22 protein-coding genes are annotated in these 21876 nt (G+C 65.7%); 8 read left to right on the top strand and 14 right to left on the bottom strand.

The genetic code is table 11. The features are described 5' to 3' along the window. Window positions 1-27 precede the first annotated feature (27 nt). Window positions 28-1896, top strand: a complete 1869-nt coding sequence (locus ACLBKS_RS13085; protein WP_410193243.1) for a methyl-accepting chemotaxis protein — start codon at window positions 28-30, stop codon at window positions 1894-1896. Here the strand turns inward: ACLBKS_RS13085 and ACLBKS_RS13080 are convergent. After that, window positions 1893-2966: a LacI family DNA-binding transcriptional regulator gene (locus tag ACLBKS_RS13080; protein ID WP_410193242.1), complete on the bottom strand. Its 1074-nt coding sequence runs from the start codon at window positions 2964-2966 to the stop codon at window positions 1893-1895. The genes ACLBKS_RS13085 and ACLBKS_RS13080 overlap by 4 nt on opposite strands. Window positions 2967-3183: 217 nt before the next feature. Here ACLBKS_RS13080 and ACLBKS_RS13075 point away from each other — a divergent pair, with 217 nt between their 5' ends. The 6 genes from ACLBKS_RS13075 to ACLBKS_RS13050 all read left to right on the top strand — a co-directional run bounded on the left by ACLBKS_RS13075 (window position 3184) and on the right by ACLBKS_RS13050 (window position 10316). Further along, window positions 3184-4152, top strand: coding sequence for a TRAP transporter substrate-binding protein (locus ACLBKS_RS13075; RefSeq protein ID WP_410193241.1), 969 nt, complete (start codon window positions 3184-3186; stop codon window positions 4150-4152). 126 nt (window positions 4153-4278) lie between these two features. Next, entirely contained in the window at window positions 4279-4806 is a 528-nt protein-coding gene (locus ACLBKS_RS13070; protein WP_410193240.1) for a TRAP transporter small permease, read from the top strand. A 15-nt stretch (window positions 4807-4821) separates the two neighbouring features. Next, window positions 4822-6129, top strand: a complete 1308-nt coding sequence (locus tag ACLBKS_RS13065; RefSeq protein WP_410193239.1) for a TRAP transporter large permease — start codon at window positions 4822-4824, stop codon at window positions 6127-6129. Window positions 6130-6253: 124 nt separating this feature from the next. Next, window positions 6254-8662 carry a TIM-barrel domain-containing protein gene (locus tag ACLBKS_RS13060; protein WP_410193238.1) on the top strand — a complete coding sequence of 803 codons (2409 nt, stop codon included), beginning with the start codon at window positions 6254-6256 and terminating at the stop codon, window positions 8660-8662. Window positions 8663-8837: 175 nt separating this feature from the next. Continuing rightward, window positions 8838-9560 carry an alpha/beta fold hydrolase gene (locus ACLBKS_RS13055; RefSeq protein ID WP_410193237.1) on the top strand — a complete coding sequence of 241 codons (723 nt, stop codon included), beginning with the start codon at window positions 8838-8840 and terminating at the stop codon, window positions 9558-9560. 138 nt (window positions 9561-9698) lie between these two features. Beyond that, the gene (locus tag ACLBKS_RS13050; RefSeq protein WP_410193236.1) at window positions 9699-10316 is read left to right on the top strand and encodes a LysE family translocator; all 618 of its coding nucleotides are present in this window, start codon (window positions 9699-9701) and stop codon (window positions 10314-10316) included. 7 nt (window positions 10317-10323) lie between these two features. Here the strand turns inward: ACLBKS_RS13050 and ACLBKS_RS13045 are convergent, their stop codons facing one another. From ACLBKS_RS13045 to ribD, 13 genes are all read right to left on the bottom strand, one after another. Further along, the gene (locus ACLBKS_RS13045) at window positions 10324-11199 is read right to left on the bottom strand and encodes an AraC family transcriptional regulator (protein ID WP_410193235.1); all 876 of its coding nucleotides are present in this window, start codon (window positions 11197-11199) and stop codon (window positions 10324-10326) included. A 38-nt stretch (window positions 11200-11237) separates the two neighbouring features. After that, on the bottom strand, window positions 11238-12143 hold the full coding sequence (gene tolA / locus ACLBKS_RS13040; protein WP_410193234.1) for a cell envelope integrity protein TolA: 906 nt from the start codon (window positions 12141-12143) through the stop codon (window positions 11238-11240). Window positions 12144-12196: 53 nt separating this feature from the next. Next, entirely contained in the window at window positions 12197-12640 is a 444-nt protein-coding gene (locus ACLBKS_RS13035) for an ExbD/TolR family protein (RefSeq protein WP_410193233.1), read from the bottom strand. Between the two features lie 21 nt (window positions 12641-12661). Then, the gene (gene tolQ / locus ACLBKS_RS13030; protein ID WP_410193232.1) at window positions 12662-13357 is read right to left on the bottom strand and encodes a protein TolQ; all 696 of its coding nucleotides are present in this window, start codon (window positions 13355-13357) and stop codon (window positions 12662-12664) included. A 27-nt stretch (window positions 13358-13384) separates the two neighbouring features. Further along, complete coding sequence (gene ybgC / locus ACLBKS_RS13025) at window positions 13385-13810, bottom strand: tol-pal system-associated acyl-CoA thioesterase (protein ID WP_410193231.1); 426 nt, start codon at window positions 13808-13810, stop codon at window positions 13385-13387. Next, on the bottom strand, window positions 13807-15036 hold the full coding sequence (locus ACLBKS_RS13020; protein ID WP_410193230.1) for a pyridoxal phosphate-dependent aminotransferase: 1230 nt from the start codon (window positions 15034-15036) through the stop codon (window positions 13807-13809). The genes ybgC and ACLBKS_RS13020 overlap by 4 nt, the downstream gene beginning before the upstream one ends. Window positions 15037-15097: 61 nt before the next feature. Further along, on the bottom strand, window positions 15098-15661 hold the full coding sequence (gene nusB, locus ACLBKS_RS13015; protein ID WP_410193229.1) for a transcription antitermination factor NusB: 564 nt from the start codon (window positions 15659-15661) through the stop codon (window positions 15098-15100). Next, window positions 15661-16134 carry a 6,7-dimethyl-8-ribityllumazine synthase gene (ribH, locus tag ACLBKS_RS13010; RefSeq protein WP_410193228.1) on the bottom strand — a complete coding sequence of 158 codons (474 nt, stop codon included), beginning with the start codon at window positions 16132-16134 and terminating at the stop codon, window positions 15661-15663. The genes nusB and ribH overlap by 1 nt, the downstream gene beginning before the upstream one ends. 55 nt (window positions 16135-16189) lie before the next feature. Next, window positions 16190-17308, bottom strand: coding sequence for a bifunctional 3,4-dihydroxy-2-butanone-4-phosphate synthase/GTP cyclohydrolase II (gene ribBA / locus ACLBKS_RS13005; protein WP_410193227.1), 1119 nt, complete (start codon window positions 17306-17308; stop codon window positions 16190-16192). Further along, window positions 17305-17952, bottom strand: a complete 648-nt coding sequence (locus ACLBKS_RS13000; protein WP_410193226.1) for a riboflavin synthase — start codon at window positions 17950-17952, stop codon at window positions 17305-17307. Before ACLBKS_RS13000 ends, ribBA begins: the two co-directional genes overlap by 4 nt. An 85-nt stretch (window positions 17953-18037) precedes the next feature. Further along, window positions 18038-18604 (bottom strand): DUF4256 domain-containing protein, encoded by a 567-nt coding sequence (locus ACLBKS_RS12995; RefSeq protein ID WP_410193225.1) that lies wholly within the window; start codon window positions 18602-18604, stop codon window positions 18038-18040. Between the two features lie 104 nt (window positions 18605-18708). Further along, complete coding sequence (gene mgrA, locus ACLBKS_RS12990; RefSeq protein ID WP_410193224.1) at window positions 18709-19749, bottom strand: L-glyceraldehyde 3-phosphate reductase; 1041 nt, start codon at window positions 19747-19749, stop codon at window positions 18709-18711. A gap of 186 nt (window positions 19750-19935) precedes the next feature. Then, window positions 19936-21069 (bottom strand): bifunctional diaminohydroxyphosphoribosylaminopyrimidine deaminase/5-amino-6-(5-phosphoribosylamino)uracil reductase RibD, encoded by a 1134-nt coding sequence (gene ribD / locus ACLBKS_RS12985; RefSeq protein ID WP_410193223.1) that lies wholly within the window; start codon window positions 21067-21069, stop codon window positions 19936-19938. Between the two features lie 190 nt (window positions 21070-21259). Between ribD and ACLBKS_RS12980 the strand changes: the two genes are divergently transcribed. Then, window positions 21260-21778: a GspH/FimT family pseudopilin gene (locus tag ACLBKS_RS12980; RefSeq protein ID WP_410193222.1), complete on the top strand. Its 519-nt coding sequence runs from the start codon at window positions 21260-21262 to the stop codon at window positions 21776-21778. The last annotated feature ends 98 nt before the right edge of the window (window positions 21779-21876 follow it).

Here is a 21876-nt window from a genome sequence, read left to right as displayed (position 1 = left end):
TGGCAGACAAGCCACAAGGGGGTTTTCATGTTTCAAAAGTTGTCGATCAAGGCAGCGCTGCTGTTCGTGCTCGGGTTTTTCTTCGCGGCGTTGACGCTCTCCATTGCCTTTGGCTGGCAGGGTACGAACTCCGGTGCGCAGGCGGCCGAGAGCTTGGTCCGCTTCAGCAACACCATGCTGAAGATCAAGGACGCCCAAGCCCGCATGTGGGAAAACCGGGTGGCCCTGGCGGTGGCGCACCGCAATGTGTTGCGTGGCGACAAGCCGGAAAGCATCGCCTCGCAGTCCAAGCGGGGCGAAGCGGCTTTGGTGGACGCTGAAAAAATCTTGACGGCCGTGACCAACGAACTACCGCCCGAGTTGGCACAGAAGCGCGCCTTGGCCGAATCCATCTTGGCGAACCTGCGCAAGTTCAGCGCCATCGCCATCCGCAACGGCAACGAGTTGGCCAAGGGCAACGGCGACGATTACTCCGACCCGAAGGTGGTGGAGGAGCGCAATGGCTACGTCAGCGCCATGGACGCGCAAATTTCTGAGCTTTACAAGGAAACACAGAAGCAGAGCGAAGACTTGCAAGCCGCCATCACGGCCAAGCAGCAACTCGCGCCTTGGGTGGCGTTCGCCATGGTGCTGATCTCCGTGGTGTTGGTCATCGGCTGCTGGCTCTTCTTCAGCCGCAGCGTCTTGGACCCCTTGAACAAGACGGGCAGCTTGCTGGAGCAAGTCGCGCAAGGTGACTTGACGGTGCAGGCCGAGCTTGCCCGTGAGAACGAGATCGGCCGCTTGATGCAAGCCGTGTCGGCCATGCAGCGCGGCCTGGTGCGCATGGTGACCCAGGTGCGCCAAGGCGTGGAAGAGATCAACGTGGGCTCGCGTGAAATCGCCTTGGGCAACAACGATTTGAGCGGCCGCACGGAGCAGCAAGCCGCCTCGCTGGAGAAAACCGCGTCCAGCATGGAAGAGCTGTCGTCCACCGTGAAGCAAAACGCGGACAACGCGAGGCAGGCCAACCAGCTCGCGAGCAAAAGCATGGAAGTCGCGCAGCACGGCGGCAGCGTGGTGCAGCAGGTGGTGGAAACCATGCGCACGATTTCGGACAGCTCCAGCAAGATTTCGGAGATCGTGAATGTGATCGATGGCATCGCGTTCCAAACCAATATCCTGGCGCTGAACGCTGCGGTGGAAGCCGCGCGCGCGGGGGAGCAAGGGCGTGGCTTCGCTGTGGTGGCGGCGGAAGTGAGGGCCTTGGCCCAGCGCTCCGCCTCGGCGGCCAAGGAGATCAAGGAACTGATCACGGACTCCACCGGCAAGGTCAACGCCGGTTCAGAGCAGGTCGCCCGCGCAGGCGCGACCATGAAGGACATCGTGGAGTCGGTGCAGCGGGTCACCACCATCATGGCCGAGATATCGTTGGCATCGACCGAACAGGCCACCGGCATTGACGAGGTGAATCGCTCGATTGCCCAGATGGATCAGGCCACCCAGCAGAACGCGGCCTTGGTGGAGGAAGCCGCGGCAGCCGCGGCGTCGCTGGAACAGCAGGCGGGCAATTTGAACCAAGCGGTGGCGCAGTTCCGCTTGCCCCCGGGCGCCATGGATCACATGGCCACGGCCGCAACGAGAAAACCTGTGCCGCCCAAGACCGTGCCACCTGCGCCCCGTGCCGCTACCGCGCCCAGCGCACCGGCCACCGCTGCCCTCACGCACAAGAAATCCATCGCGTCCTCAGCCAGCGCTTCCTCGCCGAGCACGAGCAAAACGAGCGCGTCGAGCCCGAACCATGGCGCGAACCCCATCCCCAGCGTGATCGCGACCGCGAGCGCGGGCGCAACAGCGAGCAAGTCGATCCCGAAGCCCAGCACCTCGGGCAAGGAAGACGACTGGGAGACTTTCTAATACAGGCTGTTGCTGCGGGTGCTGACGGCGGCGGCCTGCTTGCGGCTGCCGATGCGTTTCAGTGATTCACGCAGCGCCAGCCGCCCGCTGAGCAGCACGTCGCGAAAGGGCAGGGCGGGCTTGCTGATGCGCAGTTGCAGCAGGCGCAGGGCTTCTTCCCCCAGTTCATCGCGCGGCACATGCACGGCGGCCAGCGGTACGTCGTGAAACTCCCCTGGGTTGAAGCCGTCCATGCTGAGCAGGGAGATGTCGCCCGGCACGTTCAGTCCCAGTTCGCGCAGCGCGGCGTGGGCGCCGGTGGCCAGGAAGTCACCCCCGACCAGGATGGCGCTGGGCAGCGCGTCGCTCGGCCGCTGGGCCAGCGCGGTGAGGATGGCCTCGTGCGCCTCGCTCGCCCCAAAGCCGGAGGTGGCCACCAGGCGCTGGCTTTGGTCAAAGTCGATGTGGTGGTGCGCGAAGGCCTCGCGTATGCCCGCCAGACGCCGCTCCATGGTCACGCGGCGCAGGCACATCAGCACCATGATGTCGCGGTGTCCATGCTCGATCAGCACGTTGGCGGAAAACTCACCGATCTGCTGGTGGTTCGGTGAAACACTGTCGAGCCGCATCTTGCGGTCGGCGCAGTTGATCAGCACGCAGGGCTTGCCGACGTCCGCCGCCACTTCGTGGATCAGTGGGTCGTCGATGCCGATGAGGACGGCGGCTTCACAGGCCGGGTCTCCGATGCGTTGGAGGAAGGCGGCGACATCGTTGTGTTCCTCTTCGAGGCTGCAGTAGCTGATGCGCACATCCTGCTGGCGCACGGCCTCGCGCAGCCCCTGGATCACCTTGTAATAAAAGATGTCGGTGCGCACATCGAAGGCGCGCGCCGGGGCGAACACAGTGAGCTGGTGAAACAGCGAGGGGCTGGAGGACAAACCCTCCAACACGCCTTGCTCGCGGGCGCAGGCCAGGACTTTGTGGCGGACTTCCGGGCTGGTGTTGGCCTTGCCCGCCAGCACGCGCGACACGGTGCTGACGGAGACGCCGGTCAACGAGGCGATTTCCCGGATCTTCAAACGAGCGGCCATCAGGAAAACCCTTAGTCACAGTTATGAAAATATTTTCACGAATGATAGTGACGGTTTTCTTGGAGCCGACTCGATGAACGGGGTTTTCTCTGAAATTTTTTGCAGAAAACTTCGTTGATGGTTCGTGCCGAAATTCGTATAACGAAATGGTCAACACGACAGGCGCCCCGGCAGTGATCGCTGGGGCGCCTTTTCTGCCATTCAAAGGAGACAAGGAATGAAAGCACGTTACGCAAGCCTCGTCGCGGGGCTGCTGCTGGCCCTCGGCCTCAACGCCCAAGCGGTCGAGAAAATGCGCCTGGGGCACAACCAGCCGGAAGACCATCCGGTGCACAAAGCGATGGTGCGGTTCGCTGAACTGACCAAGCAATACAGCAAGGGCGAAGTCGAGATCACGGTCTTCGCCAACGGCGTTCTCGGTTCCGAACGCGAGATGCTGGAGCAGGTGCAAAACGGCATCTTGCAAATCACCAAGGCCAGCGCCTCGCCGCTGGAGACCTTCTCGTCCGCCTACAAGGTGTTCAACCTCCCCTTCGTGTTCCGTGACAAGGACCACTTCTACAAGACCCTGGCCAGTCCCGTGGGTGAGGAACTTCTGGCGTCGTCGCGCAACCGCGGCTTCATCGGGCTGACGTATTACGACTCGGGTTCCCGCAGCTTCTACACCAAGCGCCCGATCAACACGCCCGACGATCTGCGTGGCCTGAAGATCCGCGTGCAGCAAAGCCCGACCACCATCGCCATGATCAAGGCGCTGGGCGCCACGCCCACCCCCATGGCCTACGGCGAGGTCTACACCGGGTTGCAAACCGGCGTGATCGACGGCGCGGAAAACAACGTCACCGCGCTGACCATCGGCCGCCACGGTGAAGTCACCAAGTTCTATTCGGAAACCGAACACCAGATGGTGCCCGACGTGCTGGTGATCTCCGCCATGAGCTGGGGCAAGCTGAGCCAGCCCTTGCAAGCCGCGATGAAGAAAGCGGCGCTCGAGTCCTTCGAGCTGCAAAAGCAGTTGTGGGGCGAGGCCGAGAAGGCTGAGCGTGTGAAGGCCGAGGCGCTGGGCGTGAAGTTCAGCCGTCCGTCCAAGGACGCCTTCGTGGCCAAGGTCAAACCCATGTTGGATACCGAGCGCCAGAACGCGGCAATCGCCAGCCTGCTCGACCGCATCGCGGCCGTGAAATAAACCTTTTCCGAGTGCGGCCGGTGCGCGGTGCGCGTCGGCCGCCTTTTCCTCGCGTGATGCAAGCCCGCCAGCTTGGGCTGGCGCCCCGATGCCACCGTCACGCCGAGCGTTTTTGACTGTATGACGATGAATCTGTTGTTTCGCATCAAGCGTGTGCTGGACCGCGGGCTGGAAGCCTTGCTGGTGCTGCTGTTCTTCATCCTGTCCGGCTGCGTGATCATCCAAGTGTTCACGCGCTACGTGATGGGTGACCCGGCCATCTTCACCGAGGAGGTCTCGCGCTACGCGATGATTTGGTTGAGCCTGCTGGGCGCGGCTTATGCGGCGGGCAAGATCGAACACATGGCCTACACCATGTTGCCCGACAGCCTGAGCGGCGCTCGTTTGCGTTGGCATGTGCGTTCGGTGGCCTTGATCGTGCTGGCGTTCGCGGCCTCGGTGATGTGCTATGGCGGCGGCTTGCTGGTGCTGCGCGCGCTGGAGTTCGAGCAACTCACCGCGACCTTGGAATGGCCCATGGGCTACATCTATCTCTGCATCCCGATCTCGGGGGCCCTCATCGTCTATTACCAAATCCTCATCTTGTTGGCGCCGGAGCACCTTCAGCCCCAGAACGCGGACGCCGCCGCGACCGCCGCGCACTTGGCGGATTGAATCTCCGAGCTTGTCATGACCGCAATCATCATCCTGACGATCGTCTTCACGATCCTGCTGCTCTGGGGCGTCCCCGTGAGCTTCGCGATCGGTGTGTCCACCCTGGTGGCGCTGTTCGCTTTTCTTCCCGATGCCACCCAAGCCCTGGTGGTGTCTGCCCAGCGCATGACCTCGAGCCTGGACAGTTTCACCCTGGTGGCGATTCCGCTCTTCATCCTTGCGGGCAACATCATGAACACCGGGGGCATCGCCCTGCGCCTGATCGACTTCGCGCGCGTGGTGGTGGGGCGCCTGCCGGGTTCCTTGGCCCACATCTCCTGCGTGGCCAATGCCTTGTTCGGTTCGATCTCCGGCTCGGCGGTGGCCAGCGCGGCGGCCGTGGGCTCCACGCTGACGCCGCAGCAGCGCGCCGCGGGCTACAACATGCCTTTCTGCGCGTCGGTCAACGCCATCAGCTCGCCGGCCGGTCTGCTGATTCCGCCTTCGGGCGCGCTGATCGTGTATTCGCTGATCTCGGGTGGCACGCCGGTCGATGTGCTGTTCGTGGCGGGCTACATCCCCGGCATCTTGATGGTGGCCATGGCCATGGTCTGGATCGCCGTGAAGGCCGCGAAGGGGGAGTTCCCGAAAGAGGTGTACCGCTACACCGCGAAGGAATCGCTCCAAATCTCCGTGCGGGCCATCCCGGCCCTGCTGCTGATCGTGATCGTGATGGGCGGCATCGTGGGCGGCATCTTCACCGCCACGGAAGCCGCGGGCATCGCGGCCCTCTACACCTTCATCCTCGGGCGCTTTTTCTACAAGACGCTGGACAACCGCGCTTTGATCAAGAGCACCCTGGACGCCGCCGTGGGCACGGCCATCGTGATGCTGATGGTGGGCGTATCGATGACCATGGCCTGGCTGCTGGCCTCCAGCGGTGCGGCCACGATGTTGTCCGAGGCGATCATCGGATTCTCCAGCAACCCCTACGTGCTGATGCTGTTGTTCAACGTGCTCTTGCTGCTGGTGGGCACCTTCCTCGACATCACGCCCGCGCTGCTGATCTTCACGCCGATCTTCCTGCCCGCGGCCATGGCGGTGGGCATCTCGCCCGTGCACTTCGGCATCATCATCGTCTACAACCTCTGCATTGGCATCACCACGCCGCCCGTGGGCAGCACCTTGTTCGTGTCCTCGCGCGTGGCCCAGGTGTCGCTGGCGCAAATGACGCGCCCCTTGATGCCCTTGTTCGCGCTGCAGGTCGTCGGCTTGTTGCTGGTGACCTTCATCCCCGCCTTGTCGACCTGGCTGCCCTCGGTGCTGCTCGGCAAGACAGGTTGACCCCGGGCGCCGCCGCCCAAGCCGATTCTGTTGTTTTCCCCCAGGGTTCCGTCGCGTGACGGGCCCAGGGCACACCGCGCCAGAGCCTGGCCCGGTGAGCCCGGTGTTGTCTGGAGTATGAGAAATGTCCGTGTCGAATCCCCCCGTTTTCGCGCTCAACCGCGTGGATGGCCATCACCTGCATCTGCAAAGCCAGGAGGGGCACCAGGCCCATGTCTTCGTGCTGGAAGACGACATCGTGCGCGTGATGGTGCTGCCGGCCGGCGCGCTGCGATTTCCCCGCACGTGGGCCATTGCACCGGGCGCCGATGACGTGCCGCGTGAGGGGCGGGATCGCTTTGACGTCTCGGGCTTCTCGCTGCCGAAGTACACGCTCCATCAGGACGAGCCTGGCGTGTTGTCGTTGACGACGGCGAGCATCCGTCTGCGCATTCGCTTGAGCGGTTTCCATTGCAATTGGGAGACCCGGGTCGAGGGCGTTTGGTGCCCCGTCGCGAGCGACCGTCCCACCCAGTCCTACAACTTTGGCTGGTGGGACGACAAGGTCTACCACTACCTCAAGCGCGAACCTGACGAAATGTATTTCGGACTGGGTGAGCGCGCGGGTGACGCCAACCGCATGGGGCAAAGTTACCGCATGTCCAATGTGGACCCCATGGGCTACAGCGCCCGCACGAGCGACCCGCTGTACAAGCACATCCCCTTCTACATCACCTGGAAGAAGAAGCCGGGCGTGGCCTTTGGTCTGTTCTACGACACGCTTTCTGAGTGCCGCTTCGACATGGGGCGGGAACTCGACAACTACCATGGCCACTACCGCTACTTCATGGCCGAGCATGGCGACCTGGATCTCTACTTCATCGCAGGCGCCGCGCCTGCCGACGTGACCCGGCGCTACACCTGGCTGACGGGCCGTCCGGTGTTCTCGCCCAAGTGGGGGCTGGGTTATTCGGGCTCCACCATGACGTACACCGACGCGCCCAATGCCCAGGAGCGCATGAACGAGTTCCTTGATGGCTGCCGCCAGCACGACATCCTGTGCGACTCCTTCCACCTTTCGTCTGGCTACACCTCGATCGGCGACAAGCGCTACGTCTTCAACTGGAACCGCGACAAATTTCCCGACCCGAAGGCGTTTGTTGAGCACTACCTCCAGCACGGTGTGAAACTCTGCGCCAACATCAAGCCCTGCCTGCTGCGCGACCACCCGCGCTACGCCGAGGCCGAGGCGGCTGGCTTGTTCGTGCGCGAGCCCGATGGTTCACCGGCTCAGGTTCAGTTTTGGGACGAAACCGGCGCTTACCTCGACTTCACCAACCCCGCGACCTACGCCTGGTGGCAAGCGCGCGTGACCGACGCCTTGCTGGACTACGGCATCGCCTCCACCTGGAACGACAACAACGAGTTCGAGATCTGGAGCGACAAGCCGCTGGCCCACGGCTTTGGCAACCCATGGCCCGCGACCCAGGCCCGCCCGCTGCAGACCCTGCTGATGATCAAGGCTTCGTTCGAGGCGCAGCGCGCGCATGCGCCTGGCCGACGGCCTTTCCTGATTTCACGCTCCGGGGCCGCGGGCATGCAGCGTTATGTGCAGACCTGGTCGGGTGACAACTACACCTCCTGGGAGACCCTGCGCTACAACATCCGCATGGCCATGGGCTTGGCGCTCAGTGGCGTGTCCAATACCGGCCATGACATCGGAGGTTTCGCGGGCCCCGCGCCGGAGCCGGAGCTTTTCCTGCGCTGGGTGCAGCACGGCATTTTCTTGCCCCGTTTTTCCATCCACTCCTGGAACGACGACAAGACCGTCAACGAGCCTTGGATGTACCCGCAGATCACGCCGCAGATCCGCGAGCTGATCCGTCTGCGTTATCGCTTGATGCCTTACCTCTATGACTTGTTGTGGCGCTCGCACCGCCACTACGAGCCCATGATCCGCCCCACGCTTCACGATTTTCCGCAGGACCCGCGCTGCTTCGAGGAGAACGACGACATGCTGCTCGGCGCTCAGCTGCTGGTGGCGTCCGTGGTCGAACCTGGCCAGCGTGAGCGCCAGGTCTATCTGCCCAAGGGAGCCTGCTGGGTGGACTACTGGAGCGGGGACCGCCACGAGGGGGGGCAAACCATCGTCTTGCCTGCGCCCTGGGACCGCCCGCCGCTGCTGGTGCGCGAGGGCAGCATTTTGCCGCTCAACCTGGCTGAACAGCATTTCGCGCAAGCCGCGGACCAGCGTGGCTTCGCGCTGTTTGTCGCCCCCGAGGGCGGGCAGCTGCGGTATGAGTGCTTTGAAGACGACGGAGAAAGCGCCGCCGTGCACGAAGGCCGTCATGGTGCGTGGCAAGTGGAAGTCAACGGTGATGGCCAGGCCTTGCGGGTCGAGGTGAGGGCAACAGGTTCCCGCCCACCCCAGGCAGACGACATCACGCTGCTTTTGCCAGCCCGGGATGTGCGCCGCCTGACAAGCCACACGGGCACGATCGTCGCTGACCAAGCAGGCGTGCAATGGCGTGAAGTGCGACTTCGCCTGAAGTGAGTTGCACCTTGGGTACAGCAGCTTGTTCAATGAGCGGCTGCACGACGCGTCGCATTTGAAGTTGGGTGGGCAAGCGACCTGGGTCCGAGCGGGTTGGCGTAGTTCCTGGGGCTAAACTTCATTCGGTACGCTGAGTCATCAGCGGGCTTACCCAACGCACCAACGAGAGACACGCATGACGGCTTCCTCCCTGCCCACCCTGATGCTCTTGCCCGGCCTGAACTGCGACGCCGCGGTCTGGGCACCGCAAGTGGCCGCACTCAAGAACCAAGCGAACTGCGTGGTGCCCGCCTGGGGCCTGCGTGACTCACTCACCGCCATGGCCGAGCAAGCCCTGGCCGAGGCGCCGACCGAGCGTTTCGCGCTGGCGGGGCACTCCATGGGCGGCCGGGTGGCGCTGGAGGTGATGCGCCTTGCGCCGCAGCGCGTGACCCACCTGGCCTTGCTGGACACGGGTACGCACCCGCTCGCAACGGGGGAGGCGGGCGAGAAGGAAAAGGCGGGTCGCATGGCCCTCTTGAAGATCGCGCGCGAGCAGGGCATGCGCACGATGGCGCGGGAATGGGCCAAGGGCATGGTGCACCCTGACCGCATCGGGTCGCCCTTGTTCGAGGAGGTGCTGGACATGTTCGACCGGGGCAGCGCGGCGCAGTACGCGGCGCAGATCAATGCGCTGCTCAACCGCCTCGACGCAACGCCCCTGCTGCCGAAGATCCAGTGCCCGACGCTGGTGCTCACGGGCCGTGAAGACAACTGGAGCGGCCCGGCCCAGCACGAAGCGATGGCGGCCGCCATCGCGGGTGCGACCTTGGTGATCGTTGAGCACAGCGGCCACATGACCACCATGGAACAGCCGCAAGCCGTGAACCGGGCTTTCGCGCACTGGTTGGCGGCCTGAGTCGTATCGCTCCCTTCCCGGTCGGGGGCTGGTCGCGCGACCCCCACCCCTGGTAAGCGCCGGGGCCGTGTCGGCTGGCCGCGCGAATCTGTATTTCGTGCAAGACCACAGCGCGGGTTGGGCGCTATCGTCGGCGGCATGAAGGAATTGAATGCACTCATGCTGCCCATGGCGGGTTTCGCGTTCGCCATGTCGGCCAGTCCCGGGCCGGTGAACATGGTGTCGGCCATGTCCGGTGCCCGTTTTGGCGCCTTGCGCAGTTTTCCCTACGTGCTGGGCGCGACCGTGGGTTTCGTTGGCATCCTCGCTGCGGTTGGCGCGGGCCTGGGTGTGTCGGTGGCGCGTTACCCGAACTTGGTTCGCCTCATGGCGCTCCTGGGCGCGGCCTACATGCTCTCCATGGCCTGGCGCATCGCGCGCGCCTCCATGCAGTCGGGCACACCCGCACACGACTTGGCCGCGCCGCCGACAGGATGGTCGGGCGCGGTAGCCCAGCTGATCAATCCCAAGGCCTGGATCGTTTCCGTCTCGGCGGTGTCCATTTTCGTCGCCACCCACACGGACTATGTGGCGGCCTTGTCGCTGTGCTGCGCGATCTTCTTCGTGATCTGCCTGCTGTCCTTGTGGTCCTGGAGCCTGATGGGTGCGTTGGTCGCCCGATGGGCGGGGGGCGTGCGGGTTTTCAACCTGGTCATGGCCGCGTTGCTGGCCCTTTCCATCGTCTACTTCCTGCTGGACCTGCTGCGCACGGGTTGAAGACGCGTCAATGGACGCGCAGCCGCCCGGGCGTGATGCCGGTGAATTTTTTGAAGGTTCGCGTGAAATGGGCCTGGTCATGGAAGCCCAATGCGTAACCGACGTCGGCGATGGCGAGCCCCTGGGCCAGCAGCCGCTTGGCCGCAGTGATGCGTCGCCCCATCCAGTACAGGTGCGGCGGCAGGCCCACGTGCCGCGTGAACACGTTGAGCAAGTAATTGGGCCGGAGGTTCACAAGCTGCCCCAGCGTGCGCAGGGTGACGTCGCCACCGCTGTCGTCGGCCATCCGGCCCTCACCCGCGCGCAGGGCCAGTTCGTCCAGGTAGTGCCGCACGCGACGCACCGCCTCGGGCTCGCGCCCTGCGGGGCGCACTGCGTTGCGGGCGTGGTGTTGCATCACCGTTTGCAGCATCTGTGTGAGCGCCGTGTCCACCGCCAGCTGCCAGCCCAGCGGGCGGGTGTGCTTGGGGTCACCGTGGAGCGCGGCGTGCACGATGCGCAGTGCCTGCCGCACCTGAAGACCATGGTCCCGCGCGGCGGAAAGATGGAACTTCTGCGGATGGGCCAGGCCCAGGATGTCTCGCATGGACGACTCGCCCACGTACAGCATCTTGTACTGGAGCGCGCCCTGCACGGCGTACCCGTCGTGCATTTCGTCCGGGTTGATGAGTGACAACATGCCGGCTGGCACCAGCTCCGTGCCGCCCCGGTACAAGTAACCGCCCACGCCCTGTTCGATGACGCCGATGGCGTAAGCATCATGCGCGTGCCGACCGAATGGGTGGCCTTGGAAGCTGGCGTCGAACAGCTCGACGTCCTGGTGCCAAGACAGCCGATGCAGGCGGTTGTCCGTGCTCAGTCTGGGGCTGTCGTCGTTCTGCATGGCGGCAAGATGGGCTCGACGCAAGCGCTTGCAGGCGCTCAGTCCCTGGGCCTGAAACTGATGATGAGTTCTGGCGGCACCTTGCCGTCGGTGTCCTTGGGCAGGATGGCCGTCTTGTCGATGGCGCGCAGCACGGCCTCGTCCCACAGGCGGTTACCGCTGCTCTTGGTGAGCGTGCGGCTCGTCACGGCACCGTCGGGCGAGGTCGTGACTTTCACTTCGGCGCTGATGTTGGTGTTGCTCAGGTTGTCCGGGAAGACGATGTTGGGCTTGATGCGCGCGCGAATGCGCCCGGCGTAAGTGGCCGAAGGCCCCGCCGTGCGCGTGGCCTGGCCCGCCGCGTTGGGTTGGGGCGTGGCCTCGGCCAAGCCCGCCATGCGGCGGATGTTTTCCTGACGCAGTTGCTCGCGCAGCTCGGCGGCCTCGCGCTCGCGGCGCTCGGCCTCTTCCTTGCGGCGTTTTTCCTCGGCCAGCTTGCGTTCGCGCTCCTTCTGCTCGCGCTGCTTTTGCTCGCGTTCCAAGCGGGCCTTGCGCTCCACCTCGGCCTTGCGCGCTTGCTCTTCGCGTTCGCGCTCCAGGTTGATCTCGGCTTCGCGCTGCGCCTGGGCCTGCGCGCTCGGCGGGGGCGGAGGCGGAGGCTCCACCGGTTCGGGCGTGGGCTCGGGTTTCGGTTCCGGTGGCGTGGGAGGCGGGGGTTCGGGCGGCGCGGGTTGAGCCACGGGCGCCATCTCCTGCGGCACGGCGGCCCATAGCTCGGCCTCCACGGCCAGCGAGGTGTCCCGTTTCCAACCCACGCCCCAGGTGAGCGCGGCCAACAGCAGCAGATGGACCAGCAGGGCGAGGCCCAGTGCCCGTTTGTCGATGCCATCGCGCGGCGCGCCGCCGTCGCCTCGACGAGGGGCGGGCTGCAGCGTGCTGGCTTGGAAGGCGGAGGGTTCGTTCACGCGGTCTCGGAGGAAGTCGTATGAAAAAGTCGCGGGAGATGGCGCGTCACGCCTCAGCGAGCCGTTTGCACCGACAGGCCCACGCGTTGCACACCCGCGCGTTGCAGGGTGTCCATGACCTGGACCACGGCCTCGTACTTCACGCTCTTGTCCGCGCTGATCACGACGGCACTGCCCCCGGCCGCACCGGTGTCCGCCCCAGGTGCCTCACGCTGGGCGTTCAGCACATTGGCGGCCAGCTCGTCCAGACGCACGGTGCGGGTGTCGTCGCGAATGCGCAGGCGCAAGGATTCGTCCTTGTTGACGATGACCTCGATCACCTGGGTGGGCGCGGGCGCGGCCCGGCTCACGCTGGGCAAGGCCACCACGCTGGGCGTGATGAGCGGGGCCGTCACCATGAAGATGATGAGCAGCACCAACATCACGTCGATGAAGGGCACCATGTTGATTTCATTGATGGTGCGCCGTCCGCGACCGCGGTGAGCTACGCCGGGCATGGTCGATGTCCTTCCTGGTGGTCAGCGCGCTTGCGCCGTGGCCTGCTGGCCGCTGATGTTGCGTTGCAGGATGTTGGAGAACTCCTCGATGAAGGTCTCCACCGCGTTGGCCACGCGGTCGATGTCGCGCGCGAAGCGGTTGTAAGCCACCACCGCCGGAATGGCGGCGAACAGGCCAATGGCCGTGGCCACCAGGGCCTCGGCGATGCCGGGCGCCACGGTGGCCAGCGTCACTTGCTGCATGGAGGCCAGGCCGGTGAAGGCGTGCATGATGCCCCAGACCGTGCCGAACAGGCCGATGTAGGGCGAGACAGAGCCCACCGTGGCGAGGAAGGACAGATTGCTTTCGACCGAGTCCATCTCGCGCTGCATGCTGGCGCGCATGGCGCGGCGCGCGCCGTCAAGCAGGGCGGAGTTGTCGGTCACGCGGCGCTCGCGCAGCTTCTGGTACTCACGCAGGCCAGCGACGAAGATGCGCTCCATCGGACCGCTGTCGCTTTTCTGCGCGGCCTGGGCGTACAGGGTGTTGAGGTTGGCGCCGGACCAGAAATCCTGCTCAAATTTCTCGTTGCTGGCGCGCACCTTCTTCAGGCCGAAGTGCTTGCTGAAGATGGCGGCCCAGCTGGCGATGGAACCGCACAGCAGGATCAGCATGACGACCTGCACGACCCAGCTGGCGTGCAGCACGAGTTGGATGATGGAGAAGTCTTGGCTCATGGTTTCAGGGGCTTCCTACGTTGTGTTTCATCGCGGCTGAATGTGCAGGGCGTGCAGCACGGCATCGGGCATGCGCCCTGGGCGCAGCGTCAGCGCGTCCACCCAGGCGATGTGCACCTTGCCGTCGCACACCAACTGCGCGCCCAGCGTGGCGGCTTGCGTGATTGTGAGGGATGCGCGGCCGGTGGCCGTCAACTCGGCACTGACCGCAAGGACATCGTCCAGCCGGGCGGGCCGGTGGTAGCGGACCTCTGCCGCGGTGACGACGAACATGCCGCCGGTCTGTTCACGCAAGGCGGCTTGGTCGACGCCCAGCGAACGCAGCCATTCGGTGCGCGCGCGTTCGAAGAACTTCAGGTAATTGGCGTAAAACACGATGCCACCCGCGTCCGTGTCTTCCCAGTACACGCGCACGGGCCAGGTGAAGGTGGCTGGGCTCGTGCGCTCGCTCATCCCAGCAATTGGCGCAGGCGCGCCACGGCTTCCTGCAACTGAGGCAGTGCGTTGGCGGTGGAAAAGCGGATGTAGCGGCCGGTGTCGGCCTGGCCGAAGTCGCGTCCCGGCGCCACGGCCAGGTGGGAGCGCTCCATCAGGGCGAAGCTCAGGTCCCAGCTGTCCTTCACATTGAGCTTGCGGCAGGCGTGTGTGCAATCGGCCCAAGCGTAGAAAGCACCATCGGGCATCACCGGCACGGTCAGGCCCAAGGCGTTCAGTTCGGGAATGAAATAGTCGCGCCGGGCCTTGAACTCGGCACGGCGGCGCTCGTACTCGGTCAGGCTCGCGGGCTCGAAGCAAGCGAGGGCCGCGTGCTGTGCGATGGTGCTGGGGCAGATGTAGAGGTTCTGCGCCAACCGTTCCACCACGGAAACCAGTGCTTGAGGCACCACCAGCCAGCCCAGGCGCCACCCCGTCATGTTGAAGTACTTGCTGAAGCTGTTGATGGAAATGATGTTCTCACCCAGCGCGCCGCCGTCCGAGTCCTGCAGGCCCAGCGCGCTTTGGCCGTAACGTTCGTCGTGGCTCAGGCCCAGGTAGATTTCGTCCAGCAGGGTGATGCCATCGCGGTCGCGCACGACCTCGGCGATGCGGCGCAATTCCGACGGATCGATGGAGGTGCCCGTGGGGTTGGAAGGCGAGGCCAGCAAAACACCCCGTGTTTTCAAGGAGCCCCCGCGCCCGCCGTCGTTCCAGTGCGTGCGCACCTGCTCGGCGCTGAGCTGGAAGCGTTCCGCAGGGCCACTGGGGATCAGCTTCGCCACGCCATCGGCCGCCTGCACGAACTGCCGGTTGCAGGGGTAGCTTGGGTCCGGCATCAAAATCTCGTCGCCCGCCTCGATCAGCGCCAGGCAGGCCAGTTGCAGCGCGGCCGAAGCGCCGGCCGTGACCACGATGCGTCCCGGCGCGATGTTCAAGCCAAAGCGCTGCGCATACCAGTCGCTGATGCGTTCACGCAGGGCGGGCAGCCCCGTGGCGTCGGTGTACTGGCTGCGGCCATCGCGGATGGCCCGTTCGGCGGCCTCGCGCACCAACGGCGGCGCGGTGTAGTCCGGCTCGCCGATGTTGAGGTAGATCATGGGCTCGCGGCCCGCCGCAGCGGTGCGCGCCAGAGAGGTCGCGGCCTTGGCCACCTCCATCACGTAGAAGGGCGCGATCTTGCGGGCGCGTTCGGCGATTCTCATTCGGGGTGGGGCGGTTCAGCGTGCCATGCGGCCGGGGTTCATCGGGCCTTGCAGCATGGGTTCAGCGGGCTTTGCCCGCGGCCTTATCCGCCGCGACCTCGGCCGCGCGCAGCGTGGGCGCCAGGCCGTTGAGCACGGCATTGACGTACTTGTGGCCGTCGGTGCCACCGAAGGACTTGGTGAGTTCAATGTATTCGTTGAGCACCACGCGCCAGGGCACGTCCACGCAGTGCTGGAACTCGTAGGCGCCCATCCACATGATGGCGCGCTCGATGGGCGAAATCTCGGCCAGCTTGCGGTCCAGCAGAGGCAGGATGAGCTGGTCCAACGCCTCGGCCTCGGCCACGCAGCCGTGCAGCAGCGCGTCGTAGTGGGCGGCGTCGGCCTTGTGGAAGCCGGTCAGGTCGCGCGTGAAGGCGTCGATGTCGGCGGTGGGGTTGCGGCCCACCAGGTGCTGGTAAAGCGCCTGCAAAGCGAACTCGCGCGAGCGGCTGCGGCCCGACAAGGCGCGGCTCGGCTTGTGCGCGGCCTTGCCCGGGGCGCGGCTCGCCGTGGGCTCCGCGGTTTTCGCGGCGTCGGCTTCGGTACTGGCCGCTGGGGTGGGCTTGGCGTCGGGTTCGTTCATCAGAGGTTGTTCAGCAGGTTGGCCATTTCCACGGCGGTGCGGGCCGCGTCACGGCCTTTTTCGCTCTGGCGGGCGACGGCTTGCGCCATGTTTTCGACCGTGAGGATGGCATTGGCGATGGGGGTCTGGTAGTCCAGCGCGATGCGGGTGACGCCGGCGCCGGATTCATTGGCCACCAGTTCGAAGTGGTAGGTCTCGCCTCGGATGATGCAGCCCAGCGCGATCAGCGCGTCGTAATGCGTTTTCTCGGCCAGGGCTTGCAGGGCGCTCGGCACTTCCAGCGCGCCGGGGACGACGAAATGGTCGATGTTGCGTTCCTGCACGCCCAGTGCCAGCAGCTCGGCACGGCAAGCGGCGGCCAGGGCGTCGGTCACGTCCTGGTTGAAGCGGGCTTGCACGATGCCGATGGCGAGGTCGCTGCCGTCGAGGCGGGCATCGCCCGCTTGGAGTTGTCCTTGATTGGCTCCGAACATGGAGAGATTTCCTTCGATGGGAGAGTGTGAGGGCGTTGAGTGAAGGCGCGTGGGCTCAGGGCGAGATGTGCTCAACGATTTCCAGGCCGTAGCCGACCACGCTGGGCAGGCGGCGGGACTGGCCGAGCAGCCGCATGCGTTGGACGCGATGGTCGCGCAGGATTTGCGCACCGACACCGTAGGTGCGCAGATCCACCGTGCTGCGGGGCGCTGGGGCGCTGCCGGTGAATTGCGCCAGCAAGTGGTTGGCGCTTTCGCCGCAGTTGAGCAGCACCACGATGCCGCGCCCTTCGCGCGCGACCCGCGCCAGGCTGGCGTCCAGACTCCAGGAGTGCCGTGCGCGGCCCACCTCCAGCGCGTCCAGCAGCGACAGCGGCTCGTGCACGCGGGTCAGCACCGGGTCTTGTTCCGCCCGGCCGGGGTCGTCCAGGCCGAGGGTGAGCGCCAAGTGCAGGCTCTTGCTGGGTTTGTCGCGGTAGGCGTGAGCGGTGAACTCGCCGTAGGCGGTCTTGAGCGGGCGACTCGCGACTTTCTCGATCAGCGACTCCGTGCGGCTGCGGTACTCGATCAGGTCGGCAATGGTGCCGATCTTCAGACCGTGCTCGGCCGCGAACAACTGCAGGTCCGGCAGGCGGGCCATGGTGCCGTCATCTTTCATGACTTCGCAAATCACGGAGGCCGGTGAGCAACCCGCCATGGCGGCGAGATCGCAACCGGCCTCGGTGTGGCCGGCGCGCATCAGCACGCCACCGTCCACCGCCTGCAACGGGAAGATGTGGCCGGGCTGCACCAGGTCCTCGGGCTTGGCGTCGCGAGCCACGGCCGCTTGCACTGTCCGGGCGCGGTCCGCCGCCGAAATGCCGGTGCTAACGCCCGTGGCCGCTTCGATGCTGACCGTGAAGGCCGTGCCGTGCTGCGCGCCGTTGCGCGCGGCCATGGGCGGCAGTCGCAAATGCTCGCAGCGCTCGCGTGTCAGCGTGAGGCAGATCAGCCCGCGCGCATGTTTGGCCATGAAGTTGATGGCCTCGGCGGTGATGTGGTCGGCGGCGATGACGATGTCGCCCTCGTTCTCGCGGTCTTCCTCGTCGACGAGGATGACCATGCGGCCGGCGCGCATCTCGGCCACGATGTCCTCGACGGGCGAGATGGGAACCGGCGGTAGCTTGGTGTTCATGAGTTTGCTTTCAACATGCGCTCGACGTAGCGGGCGACGGTGTCGATTTCCAGATTCACGCCCGAGCCGGCCTTGAGCAGGCCCAGGGAAGTGTTTTGCACGGTGTGCGGGATGAGGTTGATGCTGATCTCGCAGCCGCCGCCGGAGGTCGCGGGCTGGTCCACGACCTGGTTCACCGTCAGGCTCACGCCGTTGACGGTGATGGAGCCCTTGTAGGCCAGGTAGCGGGCGAGTTCACGGGGGATGCGGATGCGCAGTTCCCAGCTCTCACCGACCTGGGCGAAGTGGCTGACCGTGCCCACGCCGTCCACATGGCCCGAGACGATGTGCCCGCCCAAGCGGTCGCCCGCGCGCAGGGCTTTTTCAAGGTTGACGGTCTGGCCTTCGGCCAGGCCGGTGGTCTTGGCCAGGGATTCGGCGGAAATGTCGATGGTGAACTGCCGATGCGCCGTGTCCAGCGTCGTGACCGTCATGCAGGCGCCGTTGAGCGCGATGCTGTCGCCCAGGCCCACGTCGTCCAGATAGTCAGGGGGGGAGGTTTCGGGCGGACAGGCGATGGTCAGGCGCTTGCCGTGCTGCAAAGAACTGCCGAGGTCGTGGCTGGCGACGATGCGCCCCACGCCGGTGATGATGCCGGTGAACATAGGGGCGCTATTTTCGCAGAATGCGCCGAGGTAGGCGCCGGGCGGGGTTTTGGCGCGGCCACTGCTGTCTTCGGTGCGGTTGGGTTCAAACCCGCAGCACGCCTCGGAACCCGCGCGCCGCGTAATAGGACTGCGCGCCGTTGTGGTAGGTGAAGACCGTGTCGTAGCGGCGGTCGCAGAACAACGCGCCGCCGAGTTGGCGGATGCTGTCAGGCGTCTGCACCCAGCTGGACGTCTTCAGGTCGAATTCACCCAGCGTCTGCAATTCGCGGTACTGCGCTTCCGTCAGCAGCTCGATGCCCATCGCAGCGGCCATGTCGACGGCAGTGTCCGCGGGCGGGGCATTGCCCTTGCGGGCTTCCAGCCCCGCGCGGTCAAAGCAGACGCTGCGCCGGCCCGTGGGGCTCTCGGCGGCGCAGTCGAAGAAGATGAATTCGCCAGTCCGCTGGTCGCGGCCCACCACGTCCGGCTCGCCGCCGGTTTGCTCCATCTCGGCCAGGGACCTCAGTTTGTCCGGCTGCGACTCCAGACGTTGCTGCACCTCGGCCCAGGCCAGACCGGGGTGGCGTTGCGTGTTGTTTTCGAAGCGGGACTGCAGCGTCTGGAGCAAGGTCTTGCGCTGGGGTGCGGTGAGGGCAGCGGTATGGGGCATGGTCTTTGAACTCCAGGTTGTGCGGCGTGGATCGGCGCGGGGGGCATGGGGTGGCAGGCTCAAAGGCTTGGGCGACACCCTGCCTGACCGAGGCGCCGCCGTGCTCAGCGCTGGCCGATACTCGACGACACCTTCCAAAGGTCCACCCCGCCGTCGCGCGCATGCGGTTCGATCGCGGCGAGTTCCTCCGGGCTGAAGGTCAGGTGCTTCACGGCGTCCAGAGAGTCGTCCAGCTGCTCCACGGTGCGCGCGCCGATCAGGGCCGAGCTGACGCGCGCGTCGCGCAAGACCCACGCAATCGCCATCTGCGCCAGGGTCTGCCCGCGCCGGGTCGCGATGCCGTTGAGTGCGCGGATGTGCTGCAGGTTCTCCTCGCTCAACATGCCTTGTTTGAAGGAGCCGCCACGGGTGGCGCGTGCGTCCTCGGGCACGCCCTGGAGGTACTTGCTGGTGAGCAGGCCTTGGGCCAGCGGCGAGAAGGCAATGCAACCGACGCCGAGTTGTTCCAGGGTGTCGAGCAGGCCCTGCTCAATGCTGCGGTTGAGCATGGAGTAGTTGGGCTGGTGGATGAGGAGTGGCACTTTCTCGGCGGCCAGGATCTGCGCAGCCTCGCGGGTGAGTTCGGGCGAGTACGAGGAAATGCCCACGTACAGCGCCTTGCCCTGACGGTGCAGTTGCACCAGCGCCCCCATGGTTTCCTCCAGCGGCGTGTTGGGGTCCACGCGGTGCGAGTAGAAGATGTCCACGTAGTCCAAGCCCATGCGCTTGAGACTCTGGTCGCAGCTGGCGACGAGGTGCTTGCGCGTGCCGGTGGGGCCACCGTAGGGGCCAGGCCACATGGCCCAGCCGGCCTTGGTCGAGATGATCAGCTCATCGCGGTGCGGCGCGAAGTCGGCGGCGAACCAGCGCCCGAAGTTCTCTTCCGCCGAGCCAGCGGGCGGGCCGTAGTTGTTCGCGAGATCGAAATGGGTCACGCCTCGGTCGAAGGCTCGTCGCAGGACAGCGCGACCCGTCTCGAAGCGATCAACGCCGCCGAAGTTCTGCCACAGGCCCAGCGAAATCGCGGGCAGCACCAGGCCACTGCGGCCGACGCGGCGGTAGGGCATGCGGCCGTCGTAATGGGAGGGATCGGCGACAAAGGTCATGAAGGCTTCCTGGCACGGGATGGGGTGGGAGGAGGGACCGGATGGTAGCGGTGCGAGAGGGCGCTGTGTAGAGGGCCGATGCCGAGGCCGAGGCCCGTGATAGGGGTCGTTATAGAGGGTGGTATTCAGGGCGGCATAGAGGGGCGCACAGGGTTGGCCCGACGTACGGGGTGCGAGGGGGGTGACTCAGAAGCGGTCGCGCCCTGGCAGTCGCGCCAGCACACGCAGGTCGGGGCCCACCTGGGTGATCTCCCGATAGTCCAGCGTCACGGCGTCAGTCAGCGTGGTCAAGGGCCCGATTCGTGCCATGCCCCGCCCCGCGCCCAGCAGCTTGGGGGCGAGGTAGACCAGCAGTTCATCCACCAGGCCCTCACGCAACAGGGAACCGTTGAGTTGATGGCCGGCTTCGATGTGCAGCTCGTTGATTTCTCGCTGTGTGGCCAAGTCGCGCAACAGCGCGGCCAAGTCCACCTTGCCTTGTGGGTTCGGCAACTGCACCACGGTGGCGCCGCGCGCTGCCAGGGCCGCTTGCCGTCCTGCGTCGGCCACGGCGCCATAGATCAGCAGGGGCTGGGCCTCGCGGCCTGGGGCGGTGTCCCGACGGGGTTCGAACAAGGCCGCATCGAGCGGCGTTTCCAAGCGGCTGTCGACCACCACGAGGCGAGGTTGTCGGGGCGTCTCGACCAGGCGCACGTCCAGGCGCGGGTTGTCCTCTCGCACGGTGCCCATGCCGGTGAGGAGGGCGCAGGCGCGCGCGCGCCAGGCGTGGCCATCGGTTCGGGCCTCGGGGCTGGTGATCCATTGGCTCACACCATTCGACAAAGCAGTCTGGCCGTCCAGCGAGGCGGCGATCTTCATACGCACCCAAGGCAGACCGCGCACCATGCGGCTGAAGAATCCGAGATTGAGTTCGCGCGATGCGGCCGCGCCGGGGCCGACCTCCACCGCCACGCCAGCCGCTCGCAGACGCGCGAACCCGAGACCCGCGACCTTGGGATTGGGATCTTCGATGGAGGCGACGACCTTGCCAATGCCCGCCGCCGCCAGCGCCTCGCAGCAGGGGCCGGTTCGGCCTTGGTGCGCGCAGGGTTCCAGCGTCACGTAGGCGGTGGCGCCGCGCACATCGTGGCCGCGGGCTTGCGCGTCACGCAAGGCCATCACCTCCGCGTGGGGACCGCCCGCGCGCTGGGTGTGGCCTTCGCCCAGCAACTGGCCATCCGTACCCACGATGACGCAGCCCACTCGGGGGTTGGGCGAGGTGAGGTAAAGGCCCTGTTCGGCCAGGGCGAGCGCGCGATGCATGGGGGCGGGCAGGGTCATGGCGGCGAGTCTAAAGCCACGACCTCAACGGCGGCCTGGTGGCCCCGTCAATTTCCTGAAGTGCTCGGGTGCGCATCTTTGAGATATGGCTTTTTCCCCCGTGTACCGGCTTTGCGCCTCGCGACGGCGCGGATAGTCTGTCGACATGTTCATGCCGTGCTGTCGTCTTGCCTCTCGTGCTCGTTTCCGCGTGCAAGGCTTCACCCTCGTGGAGTTGATGCTGGCCCTTGCGATCGGTGCGCTGCTGGCCAGTTTGGCGGCACCTGCTTACCAGCGCTTCCTGTTGCAGCGGGGCGTGCAGGCTGCCGTGGACGCCCTGGTGGGTGATTTGCGCTACGCGCGCTCGGAAGCCCTGATGCGCTCCGCGCGAGTGAGCGTCTGCAGTTCCCGCGACGGCGCGGCCTGTCTGACCACGCCGGACTGGGCAGCGGGATGGATCGTGTTCGCCGATGCCAATGGCGACGGCGTGGTGGACGCCGCGGATCGGGTGCTGAGGGTGCAAGAGGCACCGCCTTACTTGGCATCCCTCAGCACCTCGGCCCTGCGAGCCGCATTGATCTACGAAGCCACGGGTTGGGCCAGGGCCGCGGGACGAACCTTCACGTTCACGCCGCTGTCGTCGGTCGCGGGTTCCGGGGTGCGCATCGTCTGTGTCTCCAACCAAGGACGCGCTGGGGCCCGCGCACCGGGAACCACCAAATGCAGTTGAAAAGCGAAGCCCTCCGCCACATGTCGTTCAAACCGTTCAGGCGTCCGAGCACCGGGGTTTGCGCCCACGTACCCCTTCGCGGGTTTGGTGCAGCACCG

Source organism: Hylemonella sp. W303a, from assembly GCF_046452315.1.
In the GTDB taxonomy this organism is placed as follows: domain Bacteria; phylum Pseudomonadota; class Gammaproteobacteria; order Burkholderiales; family Burkholderiaceae_C; genus Hylemonella.
The sequence above is the reverse complement of the archived record's forward strand: the minus strand, read 5'-3'. Positions and strand labels throughout refer to the sequence as shown.

Coding starts and splice junctions, on each gene's coding strand:
- ACLBKS_RS13085 (WP_410193243.1), top strand. CDS start 28: ATGTTTCAAAAGTTGTCGATCAAGGCAGCGCTGCTGTTCGTGCTCGGG.
- ACLBKS_RS13080 (WP_410193242.1), bottom strand. CDS start 2,966: ATGGCCGCTCGTTTGAAGATCCGGGAAATCGCCTCGTTGACCGGCGTC.
- ACLBKS_RS13075 (WP_410193241.1), top strand. CDS start 3,184: ATGAAAGCACGTTACGCAAGCCTCGTCGCGGGGCTGCTGCTGGCCCTC.
- ACLBKS_RS13070 (WP_410193240.1), top strand. CDS start 4,279: ATGAATCTGTTGTTTCGCATCAAGCGTGTGCTGGACCGCGGGCTGGAA.
- ACLBKS_RS13065 (WP_410193239.1), top strand. CDS start 4,822: ATGACCGCAATCATCATCCTGACGATCGTCTTCACGATCCTGCTGCTC.
- ACLBKS_RS13060 (WP_410193238.1), top strand. CDS start 6,254: ATGTCCGTGTCGAATCCCCCCGTTTTCGCGCTCAACCGCGTGGATGGC.
- ACLBKS_RS13055 (WP_410193237.1), top strand. CDS start 8,838: ATGACGGCTTCCTCCCTGCCCACCCTGATGCTCTTGCCCGGCCTGAAC.
- ACLBKS_RS13050 (WP_410193236.1), top strand. CDS start 9,699: ATGAAGGAATTGAATGCACTCATGCTGCCCATGGCGGGTTTCGCGTTC.
- ACLBKS_RS13045 (WP_410193235.1), bottom strand. CDS start 11,199: ATGCAGAACGACGACAGCCCCAGACTGAGCACGGACAACCGCCTGCAT.
- ACLBKS_RS13035 (WP_410193233.1), bottom strand. CDS start 12,640: ATGCCCGGCGTAGCTCACCGCGGTCGCGGACGGCGCACCATCAATGAA.
- tolQ (WP_410193232.1), bottom strand. CDS start 13,357: ATGAGCCAAGACTTCTCCATCATCCAACTCGTGCTGCACGCCAGCTGG.
- ybgC (WP_410193231.1), bottom strand. CDS start 13,810: ATGAGCGAGCGCACGAGCCCAGCCACCTTCACCTGGCCCGTGCGCGTG.
- ACLBKS_RS13020 (WP_410193230.1), bottom strand. CDS start 15,036: ATGAGAATCGCCGAACGCGCCCGCAAGATCGCGCCCTTCTACGTGATG.
- nusB (WP_410193229.1), bottom strand. CDS start 15,661: ATGAACGAACCCGACGCCAAGCCCACCCCAGCGGCCAGTACCGAAGCC.
- ribH (WP_410193228.1), bottom strand. CDS start 16,134: ATGTTCGGAGCCAATCAAGGACAACTCCAAGCGGGCGATGCCCGCCTC.
- ribBA (WP_410193227.1), bottom strand. CDS start 17,308: ATGAACACCAAGCTACCGCCGGTTCCCATCTCGCCCGTCGAGGACATC.
- ACLBKS_RS13000 (WP_410193226.1), bottom strand. CDS start 17,952: ATGTTCACCGGCATCATCACCGGCGTGGGGCGCATCGTCGCCAGCCAC.
- ACLBKS_RS12995 (WP_410193225.1), bottom strand. CDS start 18,604: ATGCCCCATACCGCTGCCCTCACCGCACCCCAGCGCAAGACCTTGCTC.
- mgrA (WP_410193224.1), bottom strand. CDS start 19,749: ATGACCTTTGTCGCCGATCCCTCCCATTACGACGGCCGCATGCCCTAC.
- ribD (WP_410193223.1), bottom strand. CDS start 21,069: ATGACCCTGCCCGCCCCCATGCATCGCGCGCTCGCCCTGGCCGAACAG.